The 25,415-nt window shown below is 50.7% G+C and carries 19 protein-coding genes; 4 read left to right on the top strand and 15 right to left on the bottom strand.

The annotated features are described in order from the left end of the window. The first annotated feature begins 129 nt into the window (after positions 1-129). The 3 genes from M1D30_RS00210 to M1D30_RS00200 all read left to right on the top strand — a co-directional run bounded on the left by M1D30_RS00210 (position 130) and on the right by M1D30_RS00200 (position 4,626). Positions 130-480, top strand: coding sequence for a hypothetical protein (locus tag M1D30_RS00210; RefSeq protein ID WP_248505001.1), 351 nt, complete (start codon positions 130-132; stop codon positions 478-480). Between the two features lie 36 nt (positions 481-516). Then, positions 517-3,174 (top strand): C13 family peptidase, encoded by a 2,658-nt coding sequence (locus M1D30_RS00205; protein ID WP_248504999.1) that lies wholly within the window; start codon positions 517-519, stop codon positions 3,172-3,174. A 117-nt stretch (positions 3,175-3,291) separates the two neighbouring features. Next, the gene (locus tag M1D30_RS00200; RefSeq protein ID WP_248504997.1) at positions 3,292-4,626 is read left to right on the top strand and encodes a leucine-rich repeat domain-containing protein; all 1,335 of its coding nucleotides are present in this window, start codon (positions 3,292-3,294) and stop codon (positions 4,624-4,626) included. Between the two features lie 63 nt (positions 4,627-4,689). Here the strand turns inward: M1D30_RS00200 and M1D30_RS00195 are convergent, their stop codons facing one another. Continuing rightward, positions 4,690-6,732, bottom strand: coding sequence for a heavy metal translocating P-type ATPase (locus M1D30_RS00195; protein ID WP_248504995.1), 2,043 nt, complete (start codon positions 6,730-6,732; stop codon positions 4,690-4,692). Positions 6,733-6,858: 126 nt separating this feature from the next. Here M1D30_RS00195 and M1D30_RS00190 point away from each other — a divergent pair, with 126 nt between their 5' ends. Further along, the gene (locus M1D30_RS00190) at positions 6,859-7,278 is read left to right on the top strand and encodes a Fur family transcriptional regulator (protein WP_248504993.1); all 420 of its coding nucleotides are present in this window, start codon (positions 6,859-6,861) and stop codon (positions 7,276-7,278) included. Between the two features lie 42 nt (positions 7,279-7,320). Here the strand turns inward: M1D30_RS00190 and M1D30_RS00185 are convergent, their stop codons facing one another. The 14 genes from M1D30_RS00185 to M1D30_RS00120 form a co-directional block, all read right to left on the bottom strand. After that, positions 7,321-8,082: a hypothetical protein gene (locus tag M1D30_RS00185; protein ID WP_248504991.1), complete on the bottom strand. Its 762-nt coding sequence runs from the start codon at positions 8,080-8,082 to the stop codon at positions 7,321-7,323. Between the two features lie 82 nt (positions 8,083-8,164). Next, entirely contained in the window at positions 8,165-9,358 is a 1,194-nt protein-coding gene (locus M1D30_RS00180; RefSeq protein ID WP_248504990.1) for a two-component regulator propeller domain-containing protein, read from the bottom strand. Positions 9,359-9,652: 294 nt separating this feature from the next. Further along, positions 9,653-11,158 carry a succinate CoA transferase gene (locus M1D30_RS00175; RefSeq protein ID WP_248504988.1) on the bottom strand — a complete coding sequence of 502 codons (1,506 nt, stop codon included), beginning with the start codon at positions 11,156-11,158 and terminating at the stop codon, positions 9,653-9,655. 137 nt (positions 11,159-11,295) lie between these two features. Beyond that, entirely contained in the window at positions 11,296-12,501 is a 1,206-nt protein-coding gene (locus M1D30_RS00170; protein ID WP_248504987.1) for a PAS domain-containing sensor histidine kinase, read from the bottom strand. After that, a complete protein-coding gene (locus M1D30_RS00165; RefSeq protein WP_248504986.1) occupies positions 12,498-13,853 on the bottom strand; it encodes a sigma-54 dependent transcriptional regulator in 1,356 nt (451 codons plus the stop codon). Before M1D30_RS00165 ends, M1D30_RS00170 begins: the two co-directional genes overlap by 4 nt. 46 nt (positions 13,854-13,899) lie before the next feature. After that, positions 13,900-15,153 carry an efflux RND transporter periplasmic adaptor subunit gene (locus M1D30_RS00160; protein ID WP_371874195.1) on the bottom strand — a complete coding sequence of 418 codons (1,254 nt, stop codon included), beginning with the start codon at positions 15,151-15,153 and terminating at the stop codon, positions 13,900-13,902. Positions 15,154-15,175: 22 nt separating this feature from the next. Beyond that, entirely contained in the window at positions 15,176-16,678 is a 1,503-nt protein-coding gene (locus tag M1D30_RS00155; RefSeq protein ID WP_248504984.1) for a TolC family protein, read from the bottom strand. Then, positions 16,671-17,993, bottom strand: coding sequence for an ABC transporter permease (locus M1D30_RS00150; protein WP_248504983.1), 1,323 nt, complete (start codon positions 17,991-17,993; stop codon positions 16,671-16,673). The genes M1D30_RS00155 and M1D30_RS00150 overlap by 8 nt, the downstream gene beginning before the upstream one ends. Beyond that, a complete protein-coding gene (locus M1D30_RS00145; RefSeq protein ID WP_248504982.1) occupies positions 17,990-19,312 on the bottom strand; it encodes an ABC transporter permease in 1,323 nt (440 codons plus the stop codon). The genes M1D30_RS00150 and M1D30_RS00145 overlap by 4 nt, the downstream gene beginning before the upstream one ends. 48 nt (positions 19,313-19,360) lie before the next feature. Next, positions 19,361-20,038, bottom strand: a complete 678-nt coding sequence (locus tag M1D30_RS00140; protein WP_248504980.1) for an ABC transporter ATP-binding protein — start codon at positions 20,036-20,038, stop codon at positions 19,361-19,363. A gap of 78 nt (positions 20,039-20,116) precedes the next feature. Then, positions 20,117-21,421, bottom strand: coding sequence for an ABC transporter permease (locus M1D30_RS00135; protein WP_248504978.1), 1,305 nt, complete (start codon positions 21,419-21,421; stop codon positions 20,117-20,119). Beyond that, positions 21,418-22,776 carry an ABC transporter permease gene (locus tag M1D30_RS00130; protein ID WP_248504976.1) on the bottom strand — a complete coding sequence of 453 codons (1,359 nt, stop codon included), beginning with the start codon at positions 22,774-22,776 and terminating at the stop codon, positions 21,418-21,420. The genes M1D30_RS00135 and M1D30_RS00130 overlap by 4 nt, the downstream gene beginning before the upstream one ends. Then, on the bottom strand, positions 22,769-24,061 hold the full coding sequence (locus tag M1D30_RS00125; protein WP_248504974.1) for an ABC transporter permease: 1,293 nt from the start codon (positions 24,059-24,061) through the stop codon (positions 22,769-22,771). The genes M1D30_RS00130 and M1D30_RS00125 overlap by 8 nt, the downstream gene beginning before the upstream one ends. A 12-nt stretch (positions 24,062-24,073) precedes the next feature. Then, positions 24,074-25,360: an ABC transporter permease gene (locus M1D30_RS00120; protein WP_248504972.1), complete on the bottom strand. Its 1,287-nt coding sequence runs from the start codon at positions 25,358-25,360 to the stop codon at positions 24,074-24,076. Between the last annotated feature and the right edge of the window lie 55 nt (positions 25,361-25,415).

Here is a 25,415-nt window from a genome sequence, read left to right as displayed (position 1 = left end):
GGAGTGAATATGCAAGAAATTGTTCACAAATAGTTCACTTTTTCATTTGTGAACTATTTGTGAACTAATATTTTCAAATATTTACGAATAATTTCGCAACTTTGCGGACAACAACAAATATCAACCGCAATGAAAAAAATTGTATCTTTAGTTTCTATTTTGTTTGCGATCTCTATATCTATAGTGAGCGCAAAAGATTATGTAATCGTTGTGAAGGATAGTACTTCTTCACCAGTTTCTTCGTCAGAGATTAAGCCTGACCCTTCTGGACAAAGCGATACTATTCAGGTTTCGCCAGAAAAACGAGCTTTACTATTTACAATATGTATTAAAACTCTTGATGGCAAGATCCTTTATTCTCAGATGGTACCTAACATCTCTGGTGTCTTATTAGATATTGAGTCTTCGAAATACCCAGATGCTTACATTCTTGAAATTACTGATGAAAAAGGACGTATCTGCTCTATCTATGAATTATAAAATCTTTTAATCATAATAATTTAAAATTTTCAGAAAATGAAAAAGAAAGTACTATTAATTTGCTGCATCTTGTTTTGCTGCTTCTTTTCTATGAACACGTTAGCTTCAGTAAGGTCAGTAACAAAACCGGAAGCTCTAAGGCTTGCCCAAGAAAGGTTCGAGGGCAAAGATGTCGACTATTATATCCTTAATAATTACAATTCGGTTCAAAATTGGACTATATTCGTAGATGCAGAGCCAATGAAAGGATGGGAACATGATTGTTATGTTTTAACGATACCAAGAAGTGTAAAAGACAACAGCGTGATAAATGTAAACATCAACAAAAGGCAGATTCCACCTAAGGGGAACTATGTCCCATTGCTTGTAAAAAACCGCTATGGTAGTCATGCAAATGAAAAGCCTCATATAGCAAAAAACACATCATCAAATGGAGAAGATGTTGCAGCAAAAAGAACATATGCTATAATTCTAAGCGGAGGTGTTGACCAATTTAGTAATTATGAACGATATTGGAATGATTGCTCGTTTATCTATCAAACGCTCGTCAATAAATACAATGTACCCAAAGATAACATCTACCCAATCATGTCGGATGGTGCTGATCCTGGAATAGATATGCATTCCACAACGTTTATTTCGCAGCCTTTGGATTTGGATTATGATGGAATTCAAGACATATATCTTGCAGCAACAAAACAAAATATTTCTCAAACTCTTTCTTCTTTAGAAAGCAAAATGCAGAAAGACGACCAACTATTCATTTTTGTAATTGATCATGGCGGAACAGACGACCGTGACTCAAGATCATATATTTGTCTGTGGAATTATGAATCTCTCTACGATTATGAATTGGCGAATATGTTAACTCCATTCGTTAATAAATATATTAATGTGAATGTAGTTCTAGGCCAATGCTTTTCTGGAGGTTTTAATGATAATCTAACTAAGGTTGGTTGCGTGGTTGCATCGGCATCAACAGGAAGCGAATCTTCTTATGCATGTAGCGACAGGCCATTTGACGAATTTGTTTATTGGTGGACAAGTGCTGTAAATGGCGCCACACACAATAACACGACAGTAAATGCGGATGTTGATCATAACGGAAAAATAACTATGGAAGAAGCTTTTGTTTTTGCGAAACAACATGATAGACGTTATGAAAGTCCTCAATATGTTTCTACCCCTATTTCCGTTGGAGAAGATTTAGCATTCAATTATCTTGCCCCTTCTGTCGATCTCTATATAAAAGATAATGATGAAGATACTGGAAAAGAACCAAATCTTAGTACAGATGAATTCTGGAAGAGCCCTTCTATTTGGGTGAGAAATCAGAAAGATAATATATATGAACATCAGAATCCAGAATATTCTAAAGACCATCAACAGGCTTTTGTATACGTTCGATTACACAATAGAGGAAAAGAGAATTTTGAAGGATCTGGAAAATGGGTCATTGTTTATTGGGTTCAAGCGTCAACAGGTATAAACAGTCGGGCATGGAAAGGTCGTGAAGTATATGAAGGACGCTATCCAACTGGTGGAATCTTGGAGGCAATTCCTATCCCGTTTATTAAATCAGGAGACTCTGTAGATGTTTCAATTGGGTGGTCCCTCCCACAGCTCCTTACGGAATATCCTGAAGGCAATTTCCATTTTTGTCTATATGCCAAGATCATGGATACCCCATATGATGACGGATTTGTAGAGGGGAAAGCATATTTTGACAAACAAGGAAGTAATAATCAAGCACAGAAAAACGTTACTATTATCCGAAAAGAAGATCTTTCGAAGGCGTTTAATGTGTATGTGAGAAATGTTTCTTCTGAAACGAGACCTTACAGACTTGAACTTATACCACAAACACCAGAAGATGAAGCTATTTTCTCAGTAGCAGATGTTGAAATGGGAATGAGTCCAAAAATCTATAATGCATGGGAGCGTGGTGGATTATTGTCTCAAGATGTTGAATTGATTAATCAAAATACGAATAGCACTTCAGATATGAAGAGAGTGAAGCTATTATCGTCCCAGAATGAACTACGATCTGTGAATCTCAATAGCAAGGAATTTGATATCGTTAGCCTAAAATTTAGATTTAAGGAATATATGTTCTCAGATAGAGATTATACACTTGACTTGATTCAAAGAGATGAGAATGGTAATATCATTGATGGAGAAACCTTTGTCGTTAGGCCTCCAAAACTTCTCCCACATAAGCCTATTGATATTGAACCAATTCCTATTAATGGAGGAAAGTTTGAACTGGCTGTCGTGGACACAACAGGTTATATAAATATTGATTGGGAAGATAAGAATGGTGAAAAAATCGGTAGTTCAAATTCAATAACTGTTCTGCCAAAGAGAGATAATAATCAGTATAGGGTTATTGCTACAACTGTTAACGGAGACGTGGCAACTGGAGCCATTACAATTGAAACTGTTCATGGTATTAAAAACATTACCACGGCTAGCTCTCTTAAAAGCTTATCAGTAGAGTTAAATAATGATGCACCTCAAAACTCAACCTTATCAGTTGTGTCTGCTCAAAATGGTACAATAAGGTTGGCTGAGGACATACAACCTGGAACAAAAAACATCTCTATTGATACATCAGGAATCCAAAGCGGATTATACATTGTGACCTATCATATAAACGGAGAAGTAATTGATCAAAAAAAGATAATTCTCTAATTCTTCAAATAGTGATTCGCGAGGGTGCTTGACCCTCGCGAATCACTATTATTTTCCATATTAAAGATAATTTAGATGCCTCTTTTATTTAGTCTTATATTAGCATTGCTATGTAGTTTGACTGAAATAAATGCCCAAACATATAAAGATATAACCACCAGTAACACCGGCGAAGTGGCTGGATTGCTGGGGGCAGATGTTGATAGCATTGACTCGCTCGTCGTTCGAGGTCCAATCAACGAAGATGACTTCAAAACCATGTGGCACGCTTCATTCTATGGTAATCTGTCTGTCATCAACCTAGAGAACGCTAACATAGAAGGCGGCGTTATCCCTAAGAACGCATTCTGTCATCTAGAGGAACAACTAACTCCCGACTGGCAATACATTGACTGCATCAAACTCAGAAGAATGATTCTTCCAGAAGGAGTGGTAGAAATTGGTTATGGGGCCTTTTCCTACTGCATTTATCTTGAGGACGTCAATATTCCATCCACCTTGCGCCGACTGAACAACTACAGTTTCTCCGAGTGCATCAGTCTGAAAACAGACCCCTTGATTTTTCCAGAGGGCATGAAGGAAATTGCTAGTCTTGCATTTCAGAATTGTAGGTCGTTGACTGGAGAAGTCGTACTTCCAAGCACCATCAAAAAGATTGGAGCTGGGGCTTTCTTCTCCGCCAAAATAACCAAAGTGAACCTGCCAGAAGGATTGGAGGAGATTGGAGACGCTGCCTTCTATGCCTGTAGGCTAAAAGAAGTTTATATCCCAAACTCCTGCCAATTACTAAGTGGGGCTTCCCATTTTCAATTAAACTATGGCCTTGAAAGGATTCATCTACCAGAAGGCATTACTGCAATTCCTCACTCTTTCGCATGCTACTGTCTGGATCTTAAAGAAGTCAATATTCCATCAACGATAAAGAAAATCGGAGGATACGCATTCACAGATTGTAAACCTATGAAAACAATTCATCTGCCAGAAGGATTGGAGAAGGTTGAAAGTTATGCTTTTTTTTATATGAATTCATTGGAGGAATTAGTTTTTCCGTCTACACTTAAGACCCTTGGAGGTGAAGCCTGTGCTTACTGCAGAGGACTAAAGCGGATTTATTGCGCAGCAACTGTTCCTCCCACATGTGAAGATAGTCCAGCAAATCCTGGGGATACTCCTTTTGGACCATATAGTGGCGGTGAACTGATGGCTTCAAATGACATACCAGTCTACGTTCCTATCGGCACTGCAGAGTTATATCGAAATGCATGGGGCTGGAACTACTTTAATAACATTATTGAGACAGACAACTTCCCCGGGACAACATCCATCGCAGGCCATGTGCAGGAACAAGAAGACCTGCATCCCATATTCTATGACCTTACAGGAAAGAAGATAAATAAACCTATTAAAGGACGTATCTACTTAAGACATGGGGGAAAAGTATTGATAAGATAACCATTAACTCTCTCTGCATCTGAATGAATTATTCAACGATGCAGAGAGAGTTAATGATACCTTTTATGCCTTCAGGGCACGCATGGCGTTGAGCACAGCCAGTACTGTGACGCCTACATCGGCAAAGACGGCGAGCCACATGGTGGCCAGACCGAAGAAGGCCAGGATGAGTACGGCCACCTTCACGCCAATGGCAAACCAGATATTCTGTCGGGCAATGCCCAGGGTACGACGGGCAATACGCATGGCCGTGGCAATCTTCGTAGGCTGATCGTCCATCAGTACCACGTCGGCAGCCTCGATGGCCGCATCACTGCCCAGGCCGCCCATGGCAATACCCACATCGGCACGTGCCAGTACAGGTGCATCGTTGATGCCATCGCCCACGAACGCTGTTTTCACAGGATGTGAAGGATGGGACGAGAGATAAGCAGAGAGTTTTTCTACCTTGTCTGTGGGCAGCAGTTCGGCGTGATACTCGTCGATGGCCAACTCATTGGCCACACGATGGGCCACCTCCTCGCGGTCGCCCGTCAGCATCACCGTCCGCTTCACACCCAGGCGCTTGAGTTGCGCAATAGCCTCAGCACTGTCAGTCTTCACCTGGTCGTTAATCACAATATGACCGGCATAGACATAGGCCGTGGGCTGCACCCTCAGCACAGCATCCACCTCGGCAATGGCCACATGCACGATGGTGCCCTCGTCGCCATGATCGCAGTGGTGCCATTTGGCGCCCACCATGTCCATCATCTTCGTGTTGCCCACGCAAACCATCTTGTCGCCCACCTTGGCACGGATACCCTTGCCGGCAATCTCCTCCACATCGGTCACCTTACAGCCATCGGTACCTTCGCTGGGGAAGGCATCGCGCAGGGCTGCACCAATGGGATGGGTGGTAGAGTGCTCCACGTGAGCGGCCAGGTGCAGCAACTGATACTCGCTGCACACCTCAGGGTGTACGGCCACCACCGAAAAGCGGCCATGGGTCAGTGTGCCTGTCTTGTCGAACACCACGGTATCGACCTTCGACAGGATATCCAAATAGTTGGCACCCTTCACCAGCACGCCCTTTCTCGATGCACTGCCAATACCTCCGAAGAAGGTGAGGGGCACACTGATAACCAGGGCGCAGGGACAGCTGACCACCAGGAACATCAGCGCACGATAGAGCCACAGGGGGAAGAAGCCCCAGAAGGCATTAAAGAAGGTGGATGAGAGGCCAGCCACGGCAAACGCCATGCCCATGGGCATGATAACGGCAATGGCCAGGGCCAGGAACACCACGATGGGCGTATAGATACGGGCAAAGCGGGTGATGAAAGCCTCGCTCTGCGACTTATGCTCGCCTGCGTCCTCAACCAGTTTGATGATCTTCGATACGGTACTCTCGCCAAAGGCCTTGGTGGTGCGCACCTCGATGACGCCACTCAGGTTGATGCTGCCCGAGATGATGTCGTCACCTTCGTTCACCTCCAGGGGCACACTCTCGCCCGTCAGGGCCATCGTGTTCAGACTCGATCTGCCTTTAACAATCGTGCCGTCCAAGGGTACCTTCTCGCCTGGGCGCACCTCGATGACAGAGCCCACAGCCACCTTATCAGGACTCACCGTCTCCTCCTGGCCGGCCAGTCGTGCCACGTCAGGACGGATGTCCATCAGGTGCGAGATGCTCGCCCTACTCTTTCCTTCGGCCAAGCCCTCAAAATACTCGCCCACCTGGAAGAACAGCATCACAAAGACGGCCTCAGTAAACTCGCTCTCGGCGCCTGGCAGGAAACCGATGCAGAGGGCGCCGATGGTGGCCACCGTCATCAGGAAATGCTCGTTGAAGGGGTCGCCATGCGCCAAGCCCTCGGCAGCCTCCTTCAGTGTGCCTGCGCCTACTACTAAATAAGGTATCAGATAAACCAGCAGCAACTGCCATGTGGGCAGTTCCAGAGTCTTCTCAACAACGACGGCCGCAATCAGCAGTACCACCGCTGCAGCTATCGTCAGCAACTGGCGACGGCCCTCGTGCTCATGATGATGCTCATGATGGTGTTCGTGGTGATGCTTATGCTCATGACCACAACACTCGTGTTCGTGATGATGTTCGTGTGACATAATATACTTGTTTTTTAGTTTTCTGGGTGCAAAGGTAAGACAATTATTTCGCAACTCGGTTGCAAAGTTCTAATTTTTACGCCTTTACCTTTTTTCGTTTCCTTCTTTTTCATTATCTTTGCACCCATGTTAAACCAACAAGCATGCGAAGCCCTGCTCACTGAGCACGGCATCAAACCCACCGTCAACCGCATCGTGGTGGCCAAGGCACTGGCCGATGCCCATCGCCCCTTATCACTCAGCGAACTGGAATACCAAATCCTGTCCATCGATAAGTCGGGCATCTTTCGTGCGCTCACCCTTTTCCGCGAGCACCACCTGGTGCACGTCATCGAGGACGGTGGCGACGGCGTGCGCTATGAGCTTTGTCATAGTCACAACGGTCACGACAGCGACGACGACCAGCATGTGCACTTCTATTGCGAGCGCTGCCATCGCACCTTCTGCCTGAGCGACACCCCCATCCCCACCATCGTCCTCCCCGATGGCTATCGGCTTCAGAGCATCAACTATATGATCAAGGGCATCTGTCCCGACTGTGCATGATGAAAGGCTGCTATGTCTGATTGTCCCGCTGATTTATTATTATTACCTCATCACCTTCTTTCCGTTCTGGATATACACCCCATGCTTAGGTTCACCCTGAATGCATCGGCCTTGGAGGTCGAAGATAGCAGGATTGCTCCTTCGGGGGTTCTTGGTTTCCAATGTCTTTACGTCCGCCTCAATACCCAGTTTATCGAAATCATCTTTTGTAAAGATACATTCGCCACCTTCATAGCACGCAGAAAAGAGGTGAAAATTTTCACTTGAAACGGCAGGACTCATTGTTAAAATTCCTCCCCAAAAGCCTATACCCTCAACAGCAGGATACATTTCATTGTTTCCCCAGCTGTATCTATGACGAATAAATAACCTGTTGTTCACCTCGACCGTATCAATAAGATCAGTAACTTCCTCTGCACCTATGAATTCCCCAAGATCTGTTTCAGAAAAATAATTGGGATTAAACTCTATATGTCGTATTTCATTCGTCGTATTTTTCATACAACGATAGACTGTCGTTCCATGCTCGCGTAATGCCATACAATACACAGGTGCTTCGCCTTCGTCTTGACTATATAGTTTCTTATATGACAGATTGCCAATAATAGTATCACCTGTCAGGGTATAGATTTCCCTGATCACATGATGCACTTCATCCTCTCTGATATGGTGTTCATATACCCATTGCTTGCCTTCTTTCAATATAGGACAGTGGGGAACCTCGTCATCAGGCGCTTGTGATTGTGAAAAACCCAACAAGGGAATTGTAAACAGAAGAAAAAAATAAAAAATTCGCCTTTCCATAAAGTTATGTTTTATCAGAAGTTGATTGTTTTTATGTGTTCCAAGATCATAGGGACGGGTCTTTGATTCTTCATGCCACCACTCACCTCATCACCTTCTTTCCATTCTGGATATACACCCCATGCTTGGGCTCTGTATTGAGGCGACGACCTTGGAGATCGAAGGTTTGTGATGACATGCTCTTGTTTACTGTTGGCTCTGAAACTCCTGCCTCTGTATCACACAGCCAATGGAACGAGCCATCAGAGAACACCAACACACCATTGTCTGTGCCAATATAGACGGAGTCGCCATCCACATCCACGCAATAGCAGTATCCAGTCTCCACATCCCATTCATAACGAGTTATCACGCCATGGTCAAAGCAGCAAAGAGGACCCTTGGAATATTCACTGATTCCTAAAGTATAATCTGCTGGAGCCGTTGGCAAGTACCAGATGCATCCATGATTATCACACATCATTGATATGGGGACTTCTACGTAAGGACCAATGTCATAACTCGTAAATTCATTTCCATCATATCTTAATAACTTTGCCCTGTATTCAGTCTTACCAACATCAATACTATCTTTATGGTTGCTGCCAATCCACAGATGTCCATCGTTGTCAATAGTCATACCCTTGACTTTGCTACTGTGAAATGGTGGATTTTGACTATTTGGGTCACTTATTACTTGTATCTCTCCCCCAACATGATATTTGATGAGCCCATTACCTGCGTTAGCACCTGTTGATGAAATCCAAATGTCGTCATTGGGGTCAATCACCATCTGCCATATCTCATTTCCATAGTGAAGATCTGGGAATGACAGAGACATCTCTTCACCTGAGGGATATATGACCGATATGCAATTATCACCTCCAATGACTACGTTTCCTTTCGAGTCAAACACGATTCCATTGATACCTATTGGACTCATCAGCTCATACGAGGCATAGGAACCATGATTACATATATGTTCCGTTGTATTTGCATGGCCATCTGAGATACTTGTCAGCATACCATAGTTGCTGCCCACCCAGATTGTGTCAGGACGCAAGGCAATAGCATTCAGGCCTAATTGTTCAAAGTGCCCGCTTTCTTTACTATAGACAGTCTTTTTGCCTGTGGTCTTATTCACAATCTCCAGTCCGTCCGGCCTCAAAACATAAATGTTTGTTGCATCATGGGCAAGACATTTCACGGAGTGAGTCGTGAGTGCAGGAAAGTGCGTGGCCTGCAGACCAATAAAGGGACATGCCATCAAAAGAATTAATACCAATTGTTTTCTCATAAATGGTTGAAGTTTAATATCGATGCAAATATACAATTAATTCTCATTCGTTAGTCAATTCTGTTAAATCTTTTATACTATATTAACGGTGTTCACTTTGTTTCTCCAAAGGATACAGTTTGTTTCTATAATGGAAACAGTCTGTTTCGATAGTGTATACACTTTGTTTCCATAGGAGAAACAAAGTGTTTCCAACGTTGAAACACTTTGGAAACAAAATTAAAAATAAATTGTACAGAAAGAAATGGGCTGACTTCCTGTTGGATGTCAGCCCATTTCGGCATATAAAGTCATTTATTTCAGATATTCCGAGAAGTCGGTGAGGTGCATGTCGCCCTTGCGCGCCAGCGTGTCGTGCATGGCGAAGGCGGCAGTGAGCTCGTGACGGGTCTGTCCCATCTTTGCCAACTTCAAATACTCGCGCAGCAGCGGCTTGTAGTCGGGGTGAGCACAGTTCTCGATGATGGTCTCGGCACGCTGAGCAGGACTCTTGCCACGCAGGTCGGCCACACCCTGCTCAGTGACGATGATGTTGACATCGTGCTCCGAAGAATCCTGGTGGCTGACGAAGGGCACAATCGATGAGATGAGTCCACCCTTGGCCGTTGACGGGCAGGTGAAGATAGAGAGGTAGGCATTGCGGATGAAGTCGCCAGAGCCGCCAATACCGTTCATCATCTTCGTGCCGCTGATATGCGTAGAGTTGGCATTGCCGTAGAGGTCCACCTCGATGGCCGTGTTGATGGCAATGACACCCAGTCGGCGAATCACCTCGGGCGAGTTGGAGATCTCGCTCTGACGCAGCGTCAGGTGATCCTTGAAGTAATCCATGTTATCATATACCTGCATCAGGCAGTCGTTCGATACGGTGAGCGAGCAGGCCGAAGCGTCCTTCACACGACCGTTGAGCATCATCTCGATGACCGAGTTCTGGATCACCTCGGTATAGATGTTGAAGTCGGGCACCTGCTTGTCCTGACCCAAGGCGCCGAGGATAGCGTTGGCCGTTGAACCCACACCACTCTGCAGGGGCAGGAACTCCTTGGGGATGCGACCCTTGCGCAACTCGTCCACGAGGAACTCGGCCGTGAGGAAACCAATCTTCTCGGTCACAGGGTCAGAGTCCTTGAAGGCACGGGCCTCGTCGGGGATGTTACACTCCACGACACCCACCACCTTGTCCTTGGGAATCGACACGTAGGGCACACCGATACGGTCGCTCACCTTGGTGATCATGATGGGCTTGCGATAAGGGGGATCCAGGGGCTCATACACATCGTGGATGAACTTCGCATTGGCATTGTGGAAGCTGTTCAACTCGAGGATGACACGCTTGGCCAGACGGGCTGCCGTGGGACTGATGCCGCCAGCAGCAGTGAGATACACATGATAGTCGTTGCCCACCTCCTCGATGTCGCACACCTCGAGGATAGCCCAGTCGAGGTCGCCATAGAAGCCATAGCGCAACTCCTGCGCCATATGACTCAGGTGCAGGTCGTTATAGGGAATCTCACCCATGTTCACGTGCTTGCGGAAGTCGGGGTTGGTGGTATAGGGCGCACGATACTTGATGGCCTGAGCATTCGCCATGTCGCCATCGGTCGACTGTCCTGTAGAGGCACCTGTGAAGATGCCCACCTTAAACTCGCGTCCTGCCTCATGCTCCTTCACGGCAATCTTAGCCAGTTCCTTGGTGGTGGCCTTAGCCACACCAGCCGGCGTAAAACCACTCATGGCGATGTTCTCGCCGTTCTTAATCAGTGCTGCAGCCTCAGCAGCGGTCATACGTGTATAAGCCATTCTTTCCTTAATAGTTTGATAGATTTTTTTTAAATATTGGGCGCAAAGGTACAAAAAATCACTCGCACCACAAAACAATTTGATTATTAATTAGCCCATTCGGTTACATATTCACATTTTATCCCCCTCAAAGATTATCATTTAGTTACAAACTGGATAGTGAAGCGCGTGAGGTGGTCGTCAGGGTCAGTGAGCAGACTGAACGTGCAGCCGTGGGCCGTCAGGATATCGCGGATGAGCAGCAGTCCGAGGCCCTGGCCTTGGGGCTTGGTGGAATAGAACGGAGTAAACAGATGCTGCGCCACCTCAGCAGGGATACCACAGCCATCGTCTGTGACAACAAGCTGATAGGGTGTGGTGGTGATGGTGATATGTCCCTCGTTGTGGCCGATGCTCTCCACCGCATTTTTCACGATGTTGATGAGCACCTGCTGGAAGAGTACTGTGTCGAGATGCACAGGCGTGGCCTCGTCGGTGAGGCAGAACGCCAGGTGCACAGGCTTACCAGCGCACAGGTTTTCGAGGAACGGCTGACAGGCCTCCACCTCCTCGCTCAGGTCGCACAACTGCAACTGCGGCTTGGGAATTTTTACTACTTCGGCAAAGCGCGTGACGAAGGCCGAGAGCGCCTTCAGACGGTCGGCCGCAGGCTCACTGTCAATCAGGTTGACGATGCCTGCCACACTGTTGTTCACCTCATGGGCTATCATACGGATGATGCGCTCGTAGGCCGCCTTCTCGGCTTGGCGCACCTCGGCTGTGAGGGGTTCGATAAGGAAGAAGGGATGCTGGAAGCCACGGTCAGGGAACGACAGGTGACTGATGCGGAACAGTTGCGGACCGCCCGTCATTCGAACGGTGGTCGACTCGCCCATGGGCAATGCCTTCATCGCCTCTTCGATGTTGGGCGACAGCATCTCACGGGCAGCAGGGTTCATCGAGGTGGTCCTGCCGTCGATGTCGCATTGCACGATGCCCATCGGCGAGGCCTCAATCAGCAGACTGAGAAAAGAGTATTGCTCTTCCAGTGTGAGGTGCTCGCTGCGCAGGCGTGTCAGCAGGTCGTTAAAGGTGCGCACAATGAGGTCGGTCTCGTGCTGCCCCGATGGTGCCAAGCGGGTGGTCAGGTCGAGGTCCTTCACCAGTTCCATACCCCCAATCAGCGTGTCGTAGGGACGAATGGTCTTGCGATAGAAGTAGCCCAGATAGCACAGCAGCACAACGACAAAGCCCTCGACAGCGTAGAACAGCGTGGAGTCGCTGCCAAACGCGGCATAGAGGGCTGCGCCTGCCAACAGCACGATGCCCAGGGCCAGGAGAACAAAATAATGCTTCAGCTTCATAGGCCGTGTTTTTCAATCTTTCTATAAAGTGCGCCACGACTGATGCCCAGCTCTTTAGCCACCAACGAGAGGTTGCCGCCATTCTTGGCAATGCTGGCCGCAATGGCCGTGCGCTCCATGGAAGATAAAGACCCACCCCCGGTCCCTCCCTGTATGGAGGGGAGTGGTGTCTGGTCGCCATTGAGAGGATGAAAGGCATCGCTGGTGAGTAACTGATTCCCTCCCTCGGAGGGAGGGGTTTGGGGTGGGTTCATCAGCACCGTGCGCTCCACCAGGTTCTTCAACTCGCGTATATTACCAGGGAAGGGCAGTGTCTGCAGATAGGCGATGGCCTCGGCCGAGGCCTTCACTGCAGGCAGTCCGTTGGCCTTGCAGGCCTCCGTCATGAAATGATCCACTAACAAAGGGATATCCTCCAAGCGCTCGCGCAAGGGCGGCAGGTGGAGGTTGATGATGTTGATACGATAAAACAGGTCCTCGCGAAACGTATGCTCGGCCACCATCGTGCGCAGGTCGGCATTGGTGGCACACACCACACGCACATCCGTACGGCGCGTCTCGCTGTCGCCCAGCACCTCGTAGGTCTGGTCTTGCAGCACACGCAACAGCTTCACCTGACTGGCCAGCGACAGTTCGCCTATCTCGTCGAGGAAGATAGTGCCGCCCTTCGCCATCTCGAAGCGCCCCACACGGTCGGCCTTGGCATCCGTAAACGAGCCCTTTTTATGGCCAAACATCTCACTCTCGAACAGCGACGTAGAGATGCCGCCGAGGTTCACCTTGACAAAGGGTCCGTTGGCCCTGCGACTCTGACGGTGGATGGCCTCAGCAATGAGTTCCTTACCCGTGCCGCTCTCGCCTGTTATCAGCACAGGGGCGTTGGTGGGAGCCACACGCGCCACGGTGGCCAGGATAGCGGATAGCGAGGTACCAACAATGGGGTTGCGCTCTGGGCGATGAACCACAGATTCCTGCCCCTTCACTGTCAACTTCACAGCCGTCTCGATGCGTTCCAGCAGCACACCGTTGTCCCACGGCTTGGTGAGGAAGTCGAACGCACCAGCACGCATGCCCTGCACAGCCAGGTCGATGCTGCCCCAGGCCGTCATCAGGATGCAGGGCAGATCAGGGCGCAGCACCTTGATCTGTCGCAGCAGTGTCAGTCCCTCCTCGCCATCAGTGGCACGGGTGTAGTTCATGTCCATCAGCACCAGCTCCACGGCAGGCGTCCTGCGAATCATCTGTATGGCTTCCTTCGGTTCCTCGGCCAAAGCTGTCTCATAGCCGTTGCGTTCCAGCACGAGCTTCAGCGAAAGGCGTATGGTTTTATCGTCGTCTACTACGAGAATCATATTTATCTGTTATAGGTTTGCGTCTGCAAAGATAACAAAAAACTTTTTAATCCTCGCCACTCAACTTCAACTTTTCTTTACCTTTATATTTCGTCATGTCGCTGACGACGACCTGCTCGCCCACTTCCAGGCCGCTGATGACCTCGATGTAGTCGTAGTTGCATTCGCCCAGCTTCACCTCGCGAGGCAAGAGCGTGTCGCCGTTCACGACAAAGAGGGTGTAGTCGCCAGGACCGCTATAGAACGAGCCGTTCTTGATGCGCAGCACATCGTCCTTGATGCTGGTGATGACAAAGACCTCGGCCCTGAGACCAGAGCGCAGACGCGGGTGACTCATATCATCGGGCACCACGGTAAAGGTGATGGCACCACTTTTGCTCAGCGGCGTCACGGTGTTGATGGTGCCCCTGAGACGCTCCTTGCCAATGCGCAAGATGACAGCTCCACCCACACGCACACGCTCGCTGTGGTTGTCGCTAATCTCGCACTCAGCCTTGAAATGACTCAGGTCGCTCACCACCGCAATCTTCTGACTACCGCCAGCGATGCTGCCCACCTCTGTATTAATATAGGTAAGCGTGCCACGACGTGGCGAACAGATGCGAGCATCGTTCAGTGTGCGACGCTGTGCATCGAGGTTGCGCTCATAGATGCCGTCGTTCAGTTGCTGAATACGCTGGTCGGCCTGCTTCGCCTTCACCTCGTTCTGGTATTGCTGGCGCAACTGGTTCAGTTGCATCTGAGCCGTGCGCAGCGTGGTCTCTGCCTGTCGCACACGGTCGCGAGTGCCTGAACCCAGACTGTCCAGATAGAGTTCGTTGCGCAACTTCGCTTCCAGTTGCGACAGTTCCATCTCCTTCACCTCTATCTGCATGCGACGGTCGGCCAACTGTGTTTCGTTGCTAGCCAGCTGCTGGGCGCGCTGCTGGCGACGGATCTCCTGTTCGTCGAGTGCCTTGGCATAGTCGGCCTCGGCCGATTGCAGGTCAAGGCGCAGCAGGGGCGTACCCACGTCTACGCTATCGCCACTATGGGCATACACCTCGAGTATCTTGGCGCTGATGGGCGAGATGATAATCTCCTCGAAAGCAGGTACCACATTACCCGTGGCCGACACGCTCACGTCGATGGTGCCACGGTCCACCTCAGATATCATCAGCTTCTTGCGGTCTATCGAGGGCATCATCATCGAGCCCAGCCAGGCACCGATGCCCAGCACCACCACAGCCACCGCAGCAGCTATCGCTATCTTACGTATCTTCTTCTTGCGTTGCTCGCTGACAGGAATCTGCCTGTCCATCGTTTCGTTATCGTTCTTCATATTATTTCTCTGAAATGAGTTTCTCAACGTCTGCCGTCAGGTCGCACTGGTGCTCGAAGTCCCAGAGGGCGACGCTGCGCAGTTGATAATAGTAATACCAATAGTTATAGAGTTGGGTGATGCGCCCAATGCGCGCCTGGTCCTTGGCCGTCTGCGCATCCGATAGTTCCAGGGTCGAGATGGTACCAATCTTAAAGGTCTCCACGTTGGTGTGATAGCGACGACGGGCAATGGTGTCGGCCTCGCAGGCAATGCGCAGTTGCTCTGCCTGGTTGTTGAACTGCTCCGTCAGAATAAAAATGTCCTGTCGGAAGTTCTGCGTTTGCTGACGTATCTGTCCCTGCACGATGTCGCGGTTGCTCTCGGCCACCTTGCGCTGTCCCTTGCGCTTGCCCCAGTCCAGCAGGGGGATGCTGATGCCCACCTGCACCACCTCGTTGCTCAGCAGGTTGCGATAGGCACCATTGAGGTTGTCGGCATTGCCCGTATAGCCCACCTGGGCATAGAGGTTGATGCTCTGACGGTTGGCACGGGCCTGCGCCACGGCATAGTCGGCCTCTATCTGGCGGCGACGCATGGTGGTGGCTTGGGCATTGTTCTCCAGGGCATGGGTGAGGACGTCCTCGTAAGAAAGACCCATCCCCTGCCCCTCCCTATCGAGGGAGGGGAGTGGTAAGTCCTCAGGCATAATGGGGGCGATATCTGCCTCCACGTCGAGGAACGAGCGCAGGGCAAACTGACTGGCCTGCCGACTGCTCTCGCTGTTGGTTAGGGCGCTGCGGGCAGTGAGCATGTTGAGGCGCATCTGCAGTACGTCGTTCTCGCTGATGGTACCCATCTGGCGCTTGGCCTGGGCCACCTCATAGAGTTTTTCGGCTGTCTGCAGGTTCTGGCGTGCGATGTTCACCTGTTCGCCAGCCAGCAGCAGACTGAAATAATGGCTGATGGCCTGCATGGCCACCTGCTCGGTCTCTGTGAGGAAGCGCGCCTGGGCCTCGCGATAACGCAAGGGCTCTATGCGACGGTTCCACTTCAGGTAGTTCACACTGAAGAGGGGCTGCTGCAGGGTGATGGCCACGGGCAGCGACATAAACTGATTCTGCGTGCTCACCCCATTGCCCGACTGATGCAGGTAGTCCAGGGACGACTCCACAGAGATGGTGCCGCCTGTGGGCCACAGCTTCTGCGAGATATGCAGTCCACCGTCAAGGCCCAGGTAGTCGTTGCGTACGAACGACAGCGAGCCATCGGCCTGCTGATACGAGCTGTAGCGCTTGTTGTACGAGGGAGCAGTACCCGACAGCGTCACCTCTGGCAGCAGGTCGGCCCTGTAGCTGCGCCACTGCCAGTAGGCCGAGCGCAGTTCGCCCAAGGCCACGGCGGCCTCGATACTCTGGCGGCGTGCCATCGTAATACACTCGTCGAGGGTCAGGCGGAGGGTGTCCGTTTGGGCTTGTGTCGACAGGGGCAGTAAAGCCAGACAAAAGAAAAAGAGTCTATTCATGTTGCAAGGCTTCTACAGGACGTTTATACATGGCAAGGAACGTAGGCACCACCATGCCGATGGTGACGATGGCGAGGAGCAAAAGGTACTGGATGGAGGATACAATGAGGAAATGAGGCCAGAACTGCGACACCCAGTCGGTCTCGCGGCCGGAGCCGCCGTAGGCGTTGCCATCTGAGAGCACATCCCAGTGGATGGCAACTTGAAACCAGACAAGACAGCCCGTGAAGACGGCAAGAGCGGTAAGGACGGCCGCCTCGCCCCATATCTGTAGGAAGATGTCGCGCCGCTTGGCGCCGAAGCTGCGCATGATGCCGATGTCCTCTGTGCGCTTGCGTATCTGCAGCCAGAAGGTGCCCAGTGTGCCCAGCACGACGATGATGCCGAAGAGAACAAGGGGGACCGTGGCCAGCGTGGTGTACATCGTGTAGTCGTGGGCCACCTGCTTGTCGTAGTGCTGTTGATAGGTTTCGAGACTGCCTAAAACGCAGATGCCGGCGCGGAAGTCGTTGATCAGCGTAGGCGTGAGCTGCTTTACGAAGATCTTGGCATCAGCATCGGGTTTCAGCCGCACGAGCAGTTGGCAGTAGGCACTGGCCCCGCTGCCGGGATTGGGGAAGAAGACCACATAGGGGTATCGCTCGTTGGGCGCACCCTTCACGTCCTCCACCACGCCAGCTATGGTGTGGTAGCCAACCACACCGTGGACGATTTCTCCTCCTTCATAGCGGGTGTCCACCATCGCCACGCGCTTGCCCATCACATGGTCGTGGCCGAAGAGCATCTGCGCCACGCTGCGGGTCATGACGATGCCGTCGGGCGCAATCTGCCGTGACAGCGTCTCGGCATCGGGACTGCCCTCAATGGCGCGTAGCCCCTGGGTCTCGAAGAAATGTTCGTTCTGGTAGTAGAAGAACTGCGAGAAGCCGATGGTACGCGTGGTGTCATCGGCCAGGGCCAGCGTGCGCCAGTTGTAGAAACGAAGGTTGGCCCCCAGATAGTCGGGCGTGAGGCAGACGGATGCCACTTCGGGCATGGTGGCCAGCTTGTCGCGGATGACATAGACCCCACGGGCCTCTTCCTCGGTGATGGCTTGCCCCTCAGAGGCACTCTCACTGCGGACGATGCCCAATTGGCCCACGCAGAGGTGGTCTTTCTCAAACTCGCCTGCCGGTATGCAGAAATGGGTGGCATAGAAAGTGACGGTGAGGAAGTCGACAATGAACCAACTCAGGCAGGAGATGATGGCTATCTCGCCAAATATCCAGCCGTTCTGTTTTTTGCGAGTCCACAGACTCTTCAGTATCATGCTCATCTTTTCTGGTTTAATGATTCAACAATAGGTTTGCGCAGCGACGACCAGGCAGGAATGAGGGCCGCCATGAGATTGAGCACGGCGCAGCAGACGAAGGCAATGAGGAACAGCGTCGGCGTGAAGAACATGTCAAGCTGAAGCGACACGCTGTTGATGGGATCGTACTCGCGCTCGAACAGTGCGAGGAACATGGTATTGCTGCACATGGCGCTGATGAAGAGCCACGAGAGCGCATAGCCCGCGATGCCGCCCAGGAGCGTCAGCACGAGGTTCTCATGGATGACCTCACTGAGCAGCGTCCGGCGCTTGGCGCCGAAAGCCTTGCGGATGCCCATCTCGGCAATGCGCGCCTCCATCTGGTTCGACACTAGGCCGCTCAGGTTGATGGCTGGCAGCAGCAGGAGCAGCAACATGAGCAGGGCGGGATATTGCAGGTTGTACAGCATGTCGCCCGTGGACATATCGTAAGATTCTTCGAAGTTGAGCGTCCTGGCCCAGTGCATCTGTGCGTCAATGCTAAACTCGTAGTCCCTGCCCGTTGCCTGTCGCAGCATCGAGAGGTATTTTGCACGGTAGGGTTCCAGTTCGTCCTTCAGCATCTGGTAAGTGCAGCCCTCCTTCAGCAGTACCGTCACCTCCAGACCGCCAGCATAGCTCACGTCCCGGCTCTGCCAGTGGCTGCGCGAGTCATTCACGGTATAGGGCAGGTAGACATCGGCCGAGGAGTTGACCAATAGCGGACTCACCTCCCTGACAACGCCTACAACGCGATAGGGCAGGTAGTTGAGGAGCAATTGGCGGCCTGCCACCTGCTCCGTCGTTCCAAACACCCGGCGGGCCAGCACGTCGGTGATAACGATGCACTTCTCGGCATGCTGCAGTTGTTCATCGGTGTAGGGCCTGCCGCTGACAAACTGGAAGTCGTAGAGGCGGTAGAAGTTGGCATCGGTGAACTTCATCGTCACCGGCATCTCCTGCTTGCCCAGCTCCTCGCAGGCCGTGAAGCGATAGACATAGCTGTTGTCCATGTTGGCACTGACCACCTCGGCACACTTCAGGTGGCTGAACAGTTCCTCAACGGCAAGGGGAGAATAGCCGGAGTAACCCACGAATGCTCCCTTGTCGTTCTTGAAGTAGCTTTTCAGGTACACTGTGCGGTCGCGGTGCTCCTCAGGATAGATATTGCTGATGCGGATGTGCAGGATGAGCGCCACCACCATTGCCGAGGCGATGGCCACCGCTGTGCCCGCGACGTAGATAGCGGAGAAGAGCTTGTCTTCGCGGATGAGTGCAAAGGCGTGTCGTATGATCTTAATCATTCGTGTAATTCGTGAAATTCGTGGTCGAAAATAATCTGTGGGTCTTTTTTACTGTATCTGTCGTCCGTCGAGGAATTTGATGATGCGACTGGTCTGGGCAGCCTGCTGCTCGTTGTGGGTCACCATGACGATGGTGCGACCATCCTCACGGTTCAGTTTGTGGAGCAGTTCCATAATCTCGGCACCCATCTTCGAGTCGAGGTTACCAGTGGGCTCGTCGGCCAGCAGAATCTCTGGGTTGCCAATGATGGCACGGGCGATGGCCACACGCTGGCACTGTCCGCCAGAGAGCTGTGTGGGACGGTGCTTCATGCGATGGCTGAGACCCACGCGCTCGATGACCTCCTTGGCCAATTTGATGCGCTCGCTGCTGCGCACGCCACGATAGATAAGGGGCAGCTGTACGTTGTCAAGCACGTTGAGTGTGGGGATGAGGTGGAAGCTCTGGAACACGAAGCCCAGCGTCTTGTTGCGCAGTTCTGCCAACTTATTGTCGCTCAGTTTGGGGTCGATGCGTGTGCCACACAGTTCAATCTCGCCGCTGGTGGGCTCGTCGAGCAGTCCCATGATGTTCAGCAGCGTTGACTTGCCGCAGCCTGAGGGGCCCATGATGCTGAGGAACTCGCCCTTCTGCACTTCGAGGTTTACATTCTCCAACGCCTGTGTCTCCACTTCGTCGGTACGATAGATCTTGTTGATTCCTGTAAGTTTAATAACTGTTTCCATAATGCTTATTGTTTTATTGTTAATTTGTTCTTGGTAATTACTCCCCTCCCTCGCAGGGAGGGGCTGGGGGTGGGTCGTTTATTCTTCTCTCAATGCCTCCGTAATCTTTGTTCTGATAATCTTCACGGCAGGGATGGCCGTGCCAATGATAACAGTGACAATCAAGACGAGATAGACAACGGCCGAGACCACGAGGAAGTGAGACCAGAAGTAATCCACCCACGTCTTGTCGGCTGGGAGCGATACCTCCCTAATGCTATAGAGCGTTTCGTAGTACACCTCACCATCGTACTCTTGAATGCCACTGTGAGCATAGTTCAGGTAGATGGCACAGCCGATGATGACGGCAGCAGTAGTCAGCACCACATTCTTCCAGAGGAAGTTGAACAGCAGGCGCAACTTCGTGGCACCAAAGGCACGACAAACGCCACACTCCTCAGTACGCCTCTTGGCGTGGAGCCAGACCGTGCCGATGACAGCCAGTATCAGGTTGACGAGGAAGAACAGGGCCAGTGCCAGACTGCGGTTCACCTCCTGCGTACGCCCATCGTCGAGTTCCAACTGCTTCAGATAATCTTCGAAGGTCTTGAGTCGGCTGATGCGATTAAACGTCGTTCTGCCACCACGTATCAGGTCCTGTCCGTGCTCCTCAACGAAGCGACTCGCATCCAACCCCTTTTTCAGTCGGATGACATATCGGCATTCTGTATGGTTTAAGTCTTCAGGCATCAGGATAATTGAGCGCATCGTGGATGACATCGACGGACGGAAATCCTCCACCACGCCGGCAACGGTCACCTTGTATTCTGGCTGATAACAGATGCTGAATTGGCGCCCCACCACATCGGCTGTTCCAAACAGGGAGATAGCAGCCGAACGGGTCAACACCACCTGCTGATCACTCTTGGAGATTTGCGACAGCTCCTCTGCCGAAGGACTGCCCGTCAGGGGCTTCAGGCCATACGTCTCAAAGAAGTGGGAGTCGTTGGTGAAACCAATACGATTCAGCAGCAGCGTATCGCCATCAGCGCGACAATAATTAAAGGTTGGCTGACTATAGCCCACGGAGCCGTATGACTGCGTGTAAAGATAGGCCGACTCCACGCCCTCTACGGCCATCAGCTGGCGCAGCATCTGCTGATGGCGTTGGGGCATCATCTCCCAGGCGTCATGTGGCGTGCCGTTCTCGTCGACGAAGACATCACCATTCACCTCAGTCTCAGCATAGAGCAGTTGCTCGCTGTCGTAGTCCAGGGGCAGACTGCGATAGTAACAGTTCACCACGGCAGGCTCGAACACGGCCCATGCCACAATGGTGATGATAACCAGTTCAAGGAAAAGCCAACTGTTGGCATTCAGGATATTGTTCAGTATCTGTTTCATCTCTTTTCCATCATTGATTCAACAATCGGTTTTCTCAGGCTCCACCAAGCAGGCACCACGGCAGCCAGTAGACTAAGGACCATGATGGCAGCGAAGGCACCTATAAACAACAGGGGGGCAAAGAGCATCTCGCCTTCCACGATAGGAGCCGATGAAAGGGTGCTGTTGTCGAAGAACATGCCCAGGATCTCTGCTCTCAGGCCATAGATGGCAAGCCATGAGAGAACAAGACCAATGATGCCGCCTATCGTTGTGAGCACCAGATTTTCTATCACCACCTGGTTCAGCAGTGTACTGCGACGGGCGCCAAAGGTCTTACGCACGGCCATCTCTGCCCTGCGTCGTTCCATGCGTCCTGCCACCACGCCACAGAGGTTGAGTGCAGGCACAAAGAGCAGGACGAACAAGATGCTGGCATAGTGCTTGACGAGTTGCCAGTTGGTGACCATGTCAAACGTACCATCGCGATTCTCTGTACGCAACACGTGCATCGGATGCGTCTCCATGTGTCTGGTCAGCACCAGCTTCTTCTTCACGCCTTCACCAAAGCTAAAGTTGTTCAGCGCCTCTGGGTGTGCCTGTTCTATACGAGCAGCAACATCGTCCAACTCCTGTTTCAGGGCCTGCAGGTGAGCATCATCCTTCACGGTGGCCACAACAGAATAGGTGCCGCTATAGGGGGAACCCGAGTAGAATTCAAACTGCGTATAGGGCATCAACACATCGGCATAGCTGTCGGGCGTCAACTGACTGCAGCCTCGTATCACGCCCACAACACGCAGGTTGTCGCCACCGTTCTCTAACTCCACCATCCGTCCCACGGCATCCACGCCCTTGCCAAAGAGTCGCTCGGCCAAGGCATCGCTGATCACACAGACCTCTTCCTTATCCTCTACTTCCTTGTTGGTGAAGGGACGGCCACTCAGGAAGTCATACTCATAGATACGGAAGAAGTCGGCACTGACCTCATTGCGAACCACTTCCAGGAAGTCGTCCTTGCCTCTCACCACGAAACTGTGGCATCGGCCCTCCGTCTTACCTGTTCCTGCAGCCAGCAGCGTAGGCGAGCAGTACTCGATGTTCTCACTGTTCTGAAACCATTCCTCAAAGGCTTTGGTACTGAATCCCGTCTGTCCCATACCCTCGTTCTCGGCCTCAATGCGAAGGCCCTCGAAATAAATGGTACGCGCCCTGTTTGCTTCAGGATAGACAGGTGCTAACTTGATGTAGTACACCACCGCCATCACCATGGTAAAGGCTATGGCCAGGGCAGTGCCTACGATGTAGATGCCAGAGAAGAGTTTCTCTTCGCGCATCATGGCTAAAGCTTGTCTGAAATATCTCATATTATTCATCTTTTAAGGCTACAGTGATTTCACTTCGGCAGATGCGCCATGCAGGAATGGCAGTGGCGATGAGCACGGCACACAGCAGGACGAGGTAGACGATGACAGAGACCACGAGGAAGTGGGTGCCGAAGTCGTCGAACCAATAGTGCGAGGCGCTGTTAGTGCCTAAGAAATAACTGAAAAGTCCGTGGGTGGTGGCAAACTGGAAGTAGATGGCACAGCCAGCAACAACGCTGATGGTGGTGAGCAGCCATGCCTCGCTGATAAAGTTCCAGAAGACGCTCCACCTTGTGGCACCAAAGGCACGGCGCACGCCAGCCTCCTCGCGACGTTGACGTGTGTACATGAGCAATGTGCCGAAGACGCCAAGGGCGAGATTGAGGGCAAAAAATGCAGCGATGAGCATAAAACGGCGTGTCGAACGGCCATAGGTGTGCTCGAATTCCTGCTGATTTAATTCCTTGAGACTTTTCATGTTGCGCACATAGCAATGCTTTGTCACTAACTCGTAATCCACCTGCTGTTGATGCGACTGGATAAACTTATCGGCATTGATTCCCTCACGCAGTCGGACGATGATGGGGATGTTGACGCTTGGTGATCCCTTACAGATGAATACGTTGGTATAGTCGCGGTCGGATATATATGATTTGATATCCTCTACTACCGCACGGACTTTGTAATCCACATTTCCCTTTTGATAGTCCCATATTTTTTCGTTGTAAAACGTGGTATAACTGGTTATTGTGCGTCCAGCCACATCAATGGTGCCAAAAAGGTACATGGCGAGCGAACGAGTGATGATGATACTTTTTTCCCATTCACAGTCGTGTGACAGTTCGCTAGTGGGCACCTCGGGTGTGAGTGACTGAATGCCATAGACCTCAAACATCTTGGAGTCTGGCATGAACCCATATACATGAGCATAAATAGAGTCTTCACGAAGTTTGGTGGAGAAATAATGGCCAAGATTCATAGAACCGTTTCCGATAGGCTTGTCGTAAGCCAGATAGGCCATTTCCACATCCTCCATCTCCTCTAGTTTCTCAACTAGTTGCGTCTCTTCATCTCTAAATAGATTTGTGTTTTGGAAAGCCTCTTTTACAGGGATGTTGCTAGCTACATTTAGTTGCACCAATCTGTCGGTATCATAGCCCAAGGGCATATGAGTGACATAAGAGGTGACCAGTAAGGGATCGAACGCCCACCAACAGGCGATGGTGACAAGGATGAGTTCGAGAGCCAGCCAGATGGAGGACTTACGGCTGAAAATATTCTTTATGTGTTTCATTTTTTTATCTTTTTATTTTTTCAGTCCCATTGATTCAACAATCGGCTTTCTCAGGCTGATCCAAGCAGGCAGGGTGGCAGCCAATACATTGAGCAGACCACACACCAGCAGCGAGATGAGGAAAATGGTAGGACCAAAGAGCATCTCGCCTCGGATGATAGGCACACCGCTGTAGTCGAAGAAATAGTTATAGCCAGCAAACACATGGAAGACCCAGTCACGCCAAGCATAGAGAGCCGTCCATGCCAGAGAGAGGCCGAGGGTGCCACCGATGAGCGTCAGTATCAGATTCTCTGTAATAACCTGGCCAAGTAGCGTTAGGCGCTTGGCGCCAAAAGCCTTTCGAATGGCCATCTCGGGTAGTCTGCGATCCATGCGGCTGGCCACCATGCCACTGAGATTGAGGGCGGGTACGAACAGTAGGAGGAGGATGGATGGCAACAGAAAACAGAAAATGTTATCGGGCTCGGTGTCAAAAACATTGCAGAGAGTTTGCCATACAGATTCGTAATGAGAAATCAGGAATGTTGTCATGTCAACAGTATCGTCTGGATGCATGGAGTTGTAGCGTGCCTCAACTTTTTTTATCTCTTTTTTGAAAGCCTCGCGCTGATTGGCTGGCACACTGAAATATATTTGTATGGGTACTTCCACAAGAGAATATAAACCAATTTCTTCTGTAAGACCTTCGGCCGAGTAGGGCACCCAAATATCGGCAGAACAGACCTCCAATAGAGCACTTGGTGTCTGCACCACGCCACAGACACGATAGTCCGTATGACAGAAATGGATGGTCTTCCCTACGGCCTTTGCTCCCTTTCCGAAGAGATGTTCTGCTACGTCCTCGGTAATGACTACCACGTGGCGATGATTGTCAAAGTCATCCTGTGAATACGGGGCTCCCTCAATGAAGTGGAATTGATACATACTGAAGAAGGTGGGGTCGGTCATTTTTGGATTGGCTTCCATTTCATGGATGTTGTCGGGCATCTTGATACATATTTTCCTTTGATCCCACGTATAGGCCACAGCAGTCATGTATTCTGGGGTCTTCATCTCCTGAAATAGGTGAAGGTCCTCGTGCATTGCGCTTTTTGCTGCATCTTTTCCAATGCCAAGTGCGGCCAGATAATACGTTTTACTTCGGTTCACCTCTGGCGCAATGTCGGCCATTTTGATGTAATACACCTCTGCGATGAGCATCACGAAGGCCACGGCCAGTGCCGTGCCAGCGATGTACATGGCTGAGTAAAGTCGTTCCTCGCGCATCAGGGCGAGAGCCTGTCTGATATATCTCATAGGTTGATGTTGTTGATATAAAAATATTCGCCTTTTTATCAACAACATCCATGCC

The organism is Prevotella sp. E15-22, from assembly GCF_023204875.1.
Taxonomy (GTDB): Bacteria; Bacteroidota; Bacteroidia; order Bacteroidales; family Bacteroidaceae; genus Prevotella.
Note: the sequence above shows the minus strand (reverse complement) of the source record. Positions and strands in the feature narration are given on the sequence as shown.

Bases quoted from the DNA above. Each gene is read 5' to 3' on its own strand.
- M1D30_RS00210 (WP_248505001.1), top strand. From the start codon at position 130: ATGAAAAAAATTGTATCTTTAGTTTCTATTTTGTTTGCGATCTCTATA.
- M1D30_RS00205 (WP_248504999.1), top strand. From the start codon at position 517: ATGAAAAAGAAAGTACTATTAATTTGCTGCATCTTGTTTTGCTGCTTC.
- M1D30_RS00195 (WP_248504995.1), bottom strand. From the start codon at position 6,732: ATGTCACACGAACATCATCACGAACACGAGTGTTGTGGTCATGAGCAT.
- M1D30_RS00190 (WP_248504993.1), top strand. From the start codon at position 6,859: ATGTTAAACCAACAAGCATGCGAAGCCCTGCTCACTGAGCACGGCATC.
- M1D30_RS00185 (WP_248504991.1), bottom strand. From the start codon at position 8,082: ATGGAAAGGCGAATTTTTTATTTTTTTCTTCTGTTTACAATTCCCTTG.
- M1D30_RS00180 (WP_248504990.1), bottom strand. From the start codon at position 9,358: ATGAGAAAACAATTGGTATTAATTCTTTTGATGGCATGTCCCTTTATT.
- M1D30_RS00175 (WP_248504988.1), bottom strand. From the start codon at position 11,158: ATGGCTTATACACGTATGACCGCTGCTGAGGCTGCAGCACTGATTAAG.
- M1D30_RS00170 (WP_248504987.1), bottom strand. From the start codon at position 12,501: ATGAAGCTGAAGCATTATTTTGTTCTCCTGGCCCTGGGCATCGTGCTG.
- M1D30_RS00165 (WP_248504986.1), bottom strand. From the start codon at position 13,853: ATGATTCTCGTAGTAGACGACGATAAAACCATACGCCTTTCGCTGAAG.
- M1D30_RS00160 (WP_371874195.1), bottom strand. From the start codon at position 15,153: ATGGACAGGCAGATTCCTGTCAGCGAGCAACGCAAGAAGAAGATACGT.
- M1D30_RS00155 (WP_248504984.1), bottom strand. From the start codon at position 16,678: ATGAATAGACTCTTTTTCTTTTGTCTGGCTTTACTGCCCCTGTCGACA.
- M1D30_RS00150 (WP_248504983.1), bottom strand. From the start codon at position 17,993: ATGAGCATGATACTGAAGAGTCTGTGGACTCGCAAAAAACAGAACGGC.
- M1D30_RS00145 (WP_248504982.1), bottom strand. From the start codon at position 19,312: ATGATTAAGATCATACGACACGCCTTTGCACTCATCCGCGAAGACAAG.
- M1D30_RS00140 (WP_248504980.1), bottom strand. From the start codon at position 20,038: ATGGAAACAGTTATTAAACTTACAGGAATCAACAAGATCTATCGTACC.
- M1D30_RS00135 (WP_248504978.1), bottom strand. From the start codon at position 21,421: ATGAAACAGATACTGAACAATATCCTGAATGCCAACAGTTGGCTTTTC.
- M1D30_RS00130 (WP_248504976.1), bottom strand. From the start codon at position 22,776: ATGAATAATATGAGATATTTCAGACAAGCTTTAGCCATGATGCGCGAA.
- M1D30_RS00125 (WP_248504974.1), bottom strand. From the start codon at position 24,061: ATGAAACACATAAAGAATATTTTCAGCCGTAAGTCCTCCATCTGGCTG.
- M1D30_RS00120 (WP_248504972.1), bottom strand. From the start codon at position 25,360: ATGAGATATATCAGACAGGCTCTCGCCCTGATGCGCGAGGAACGACTT.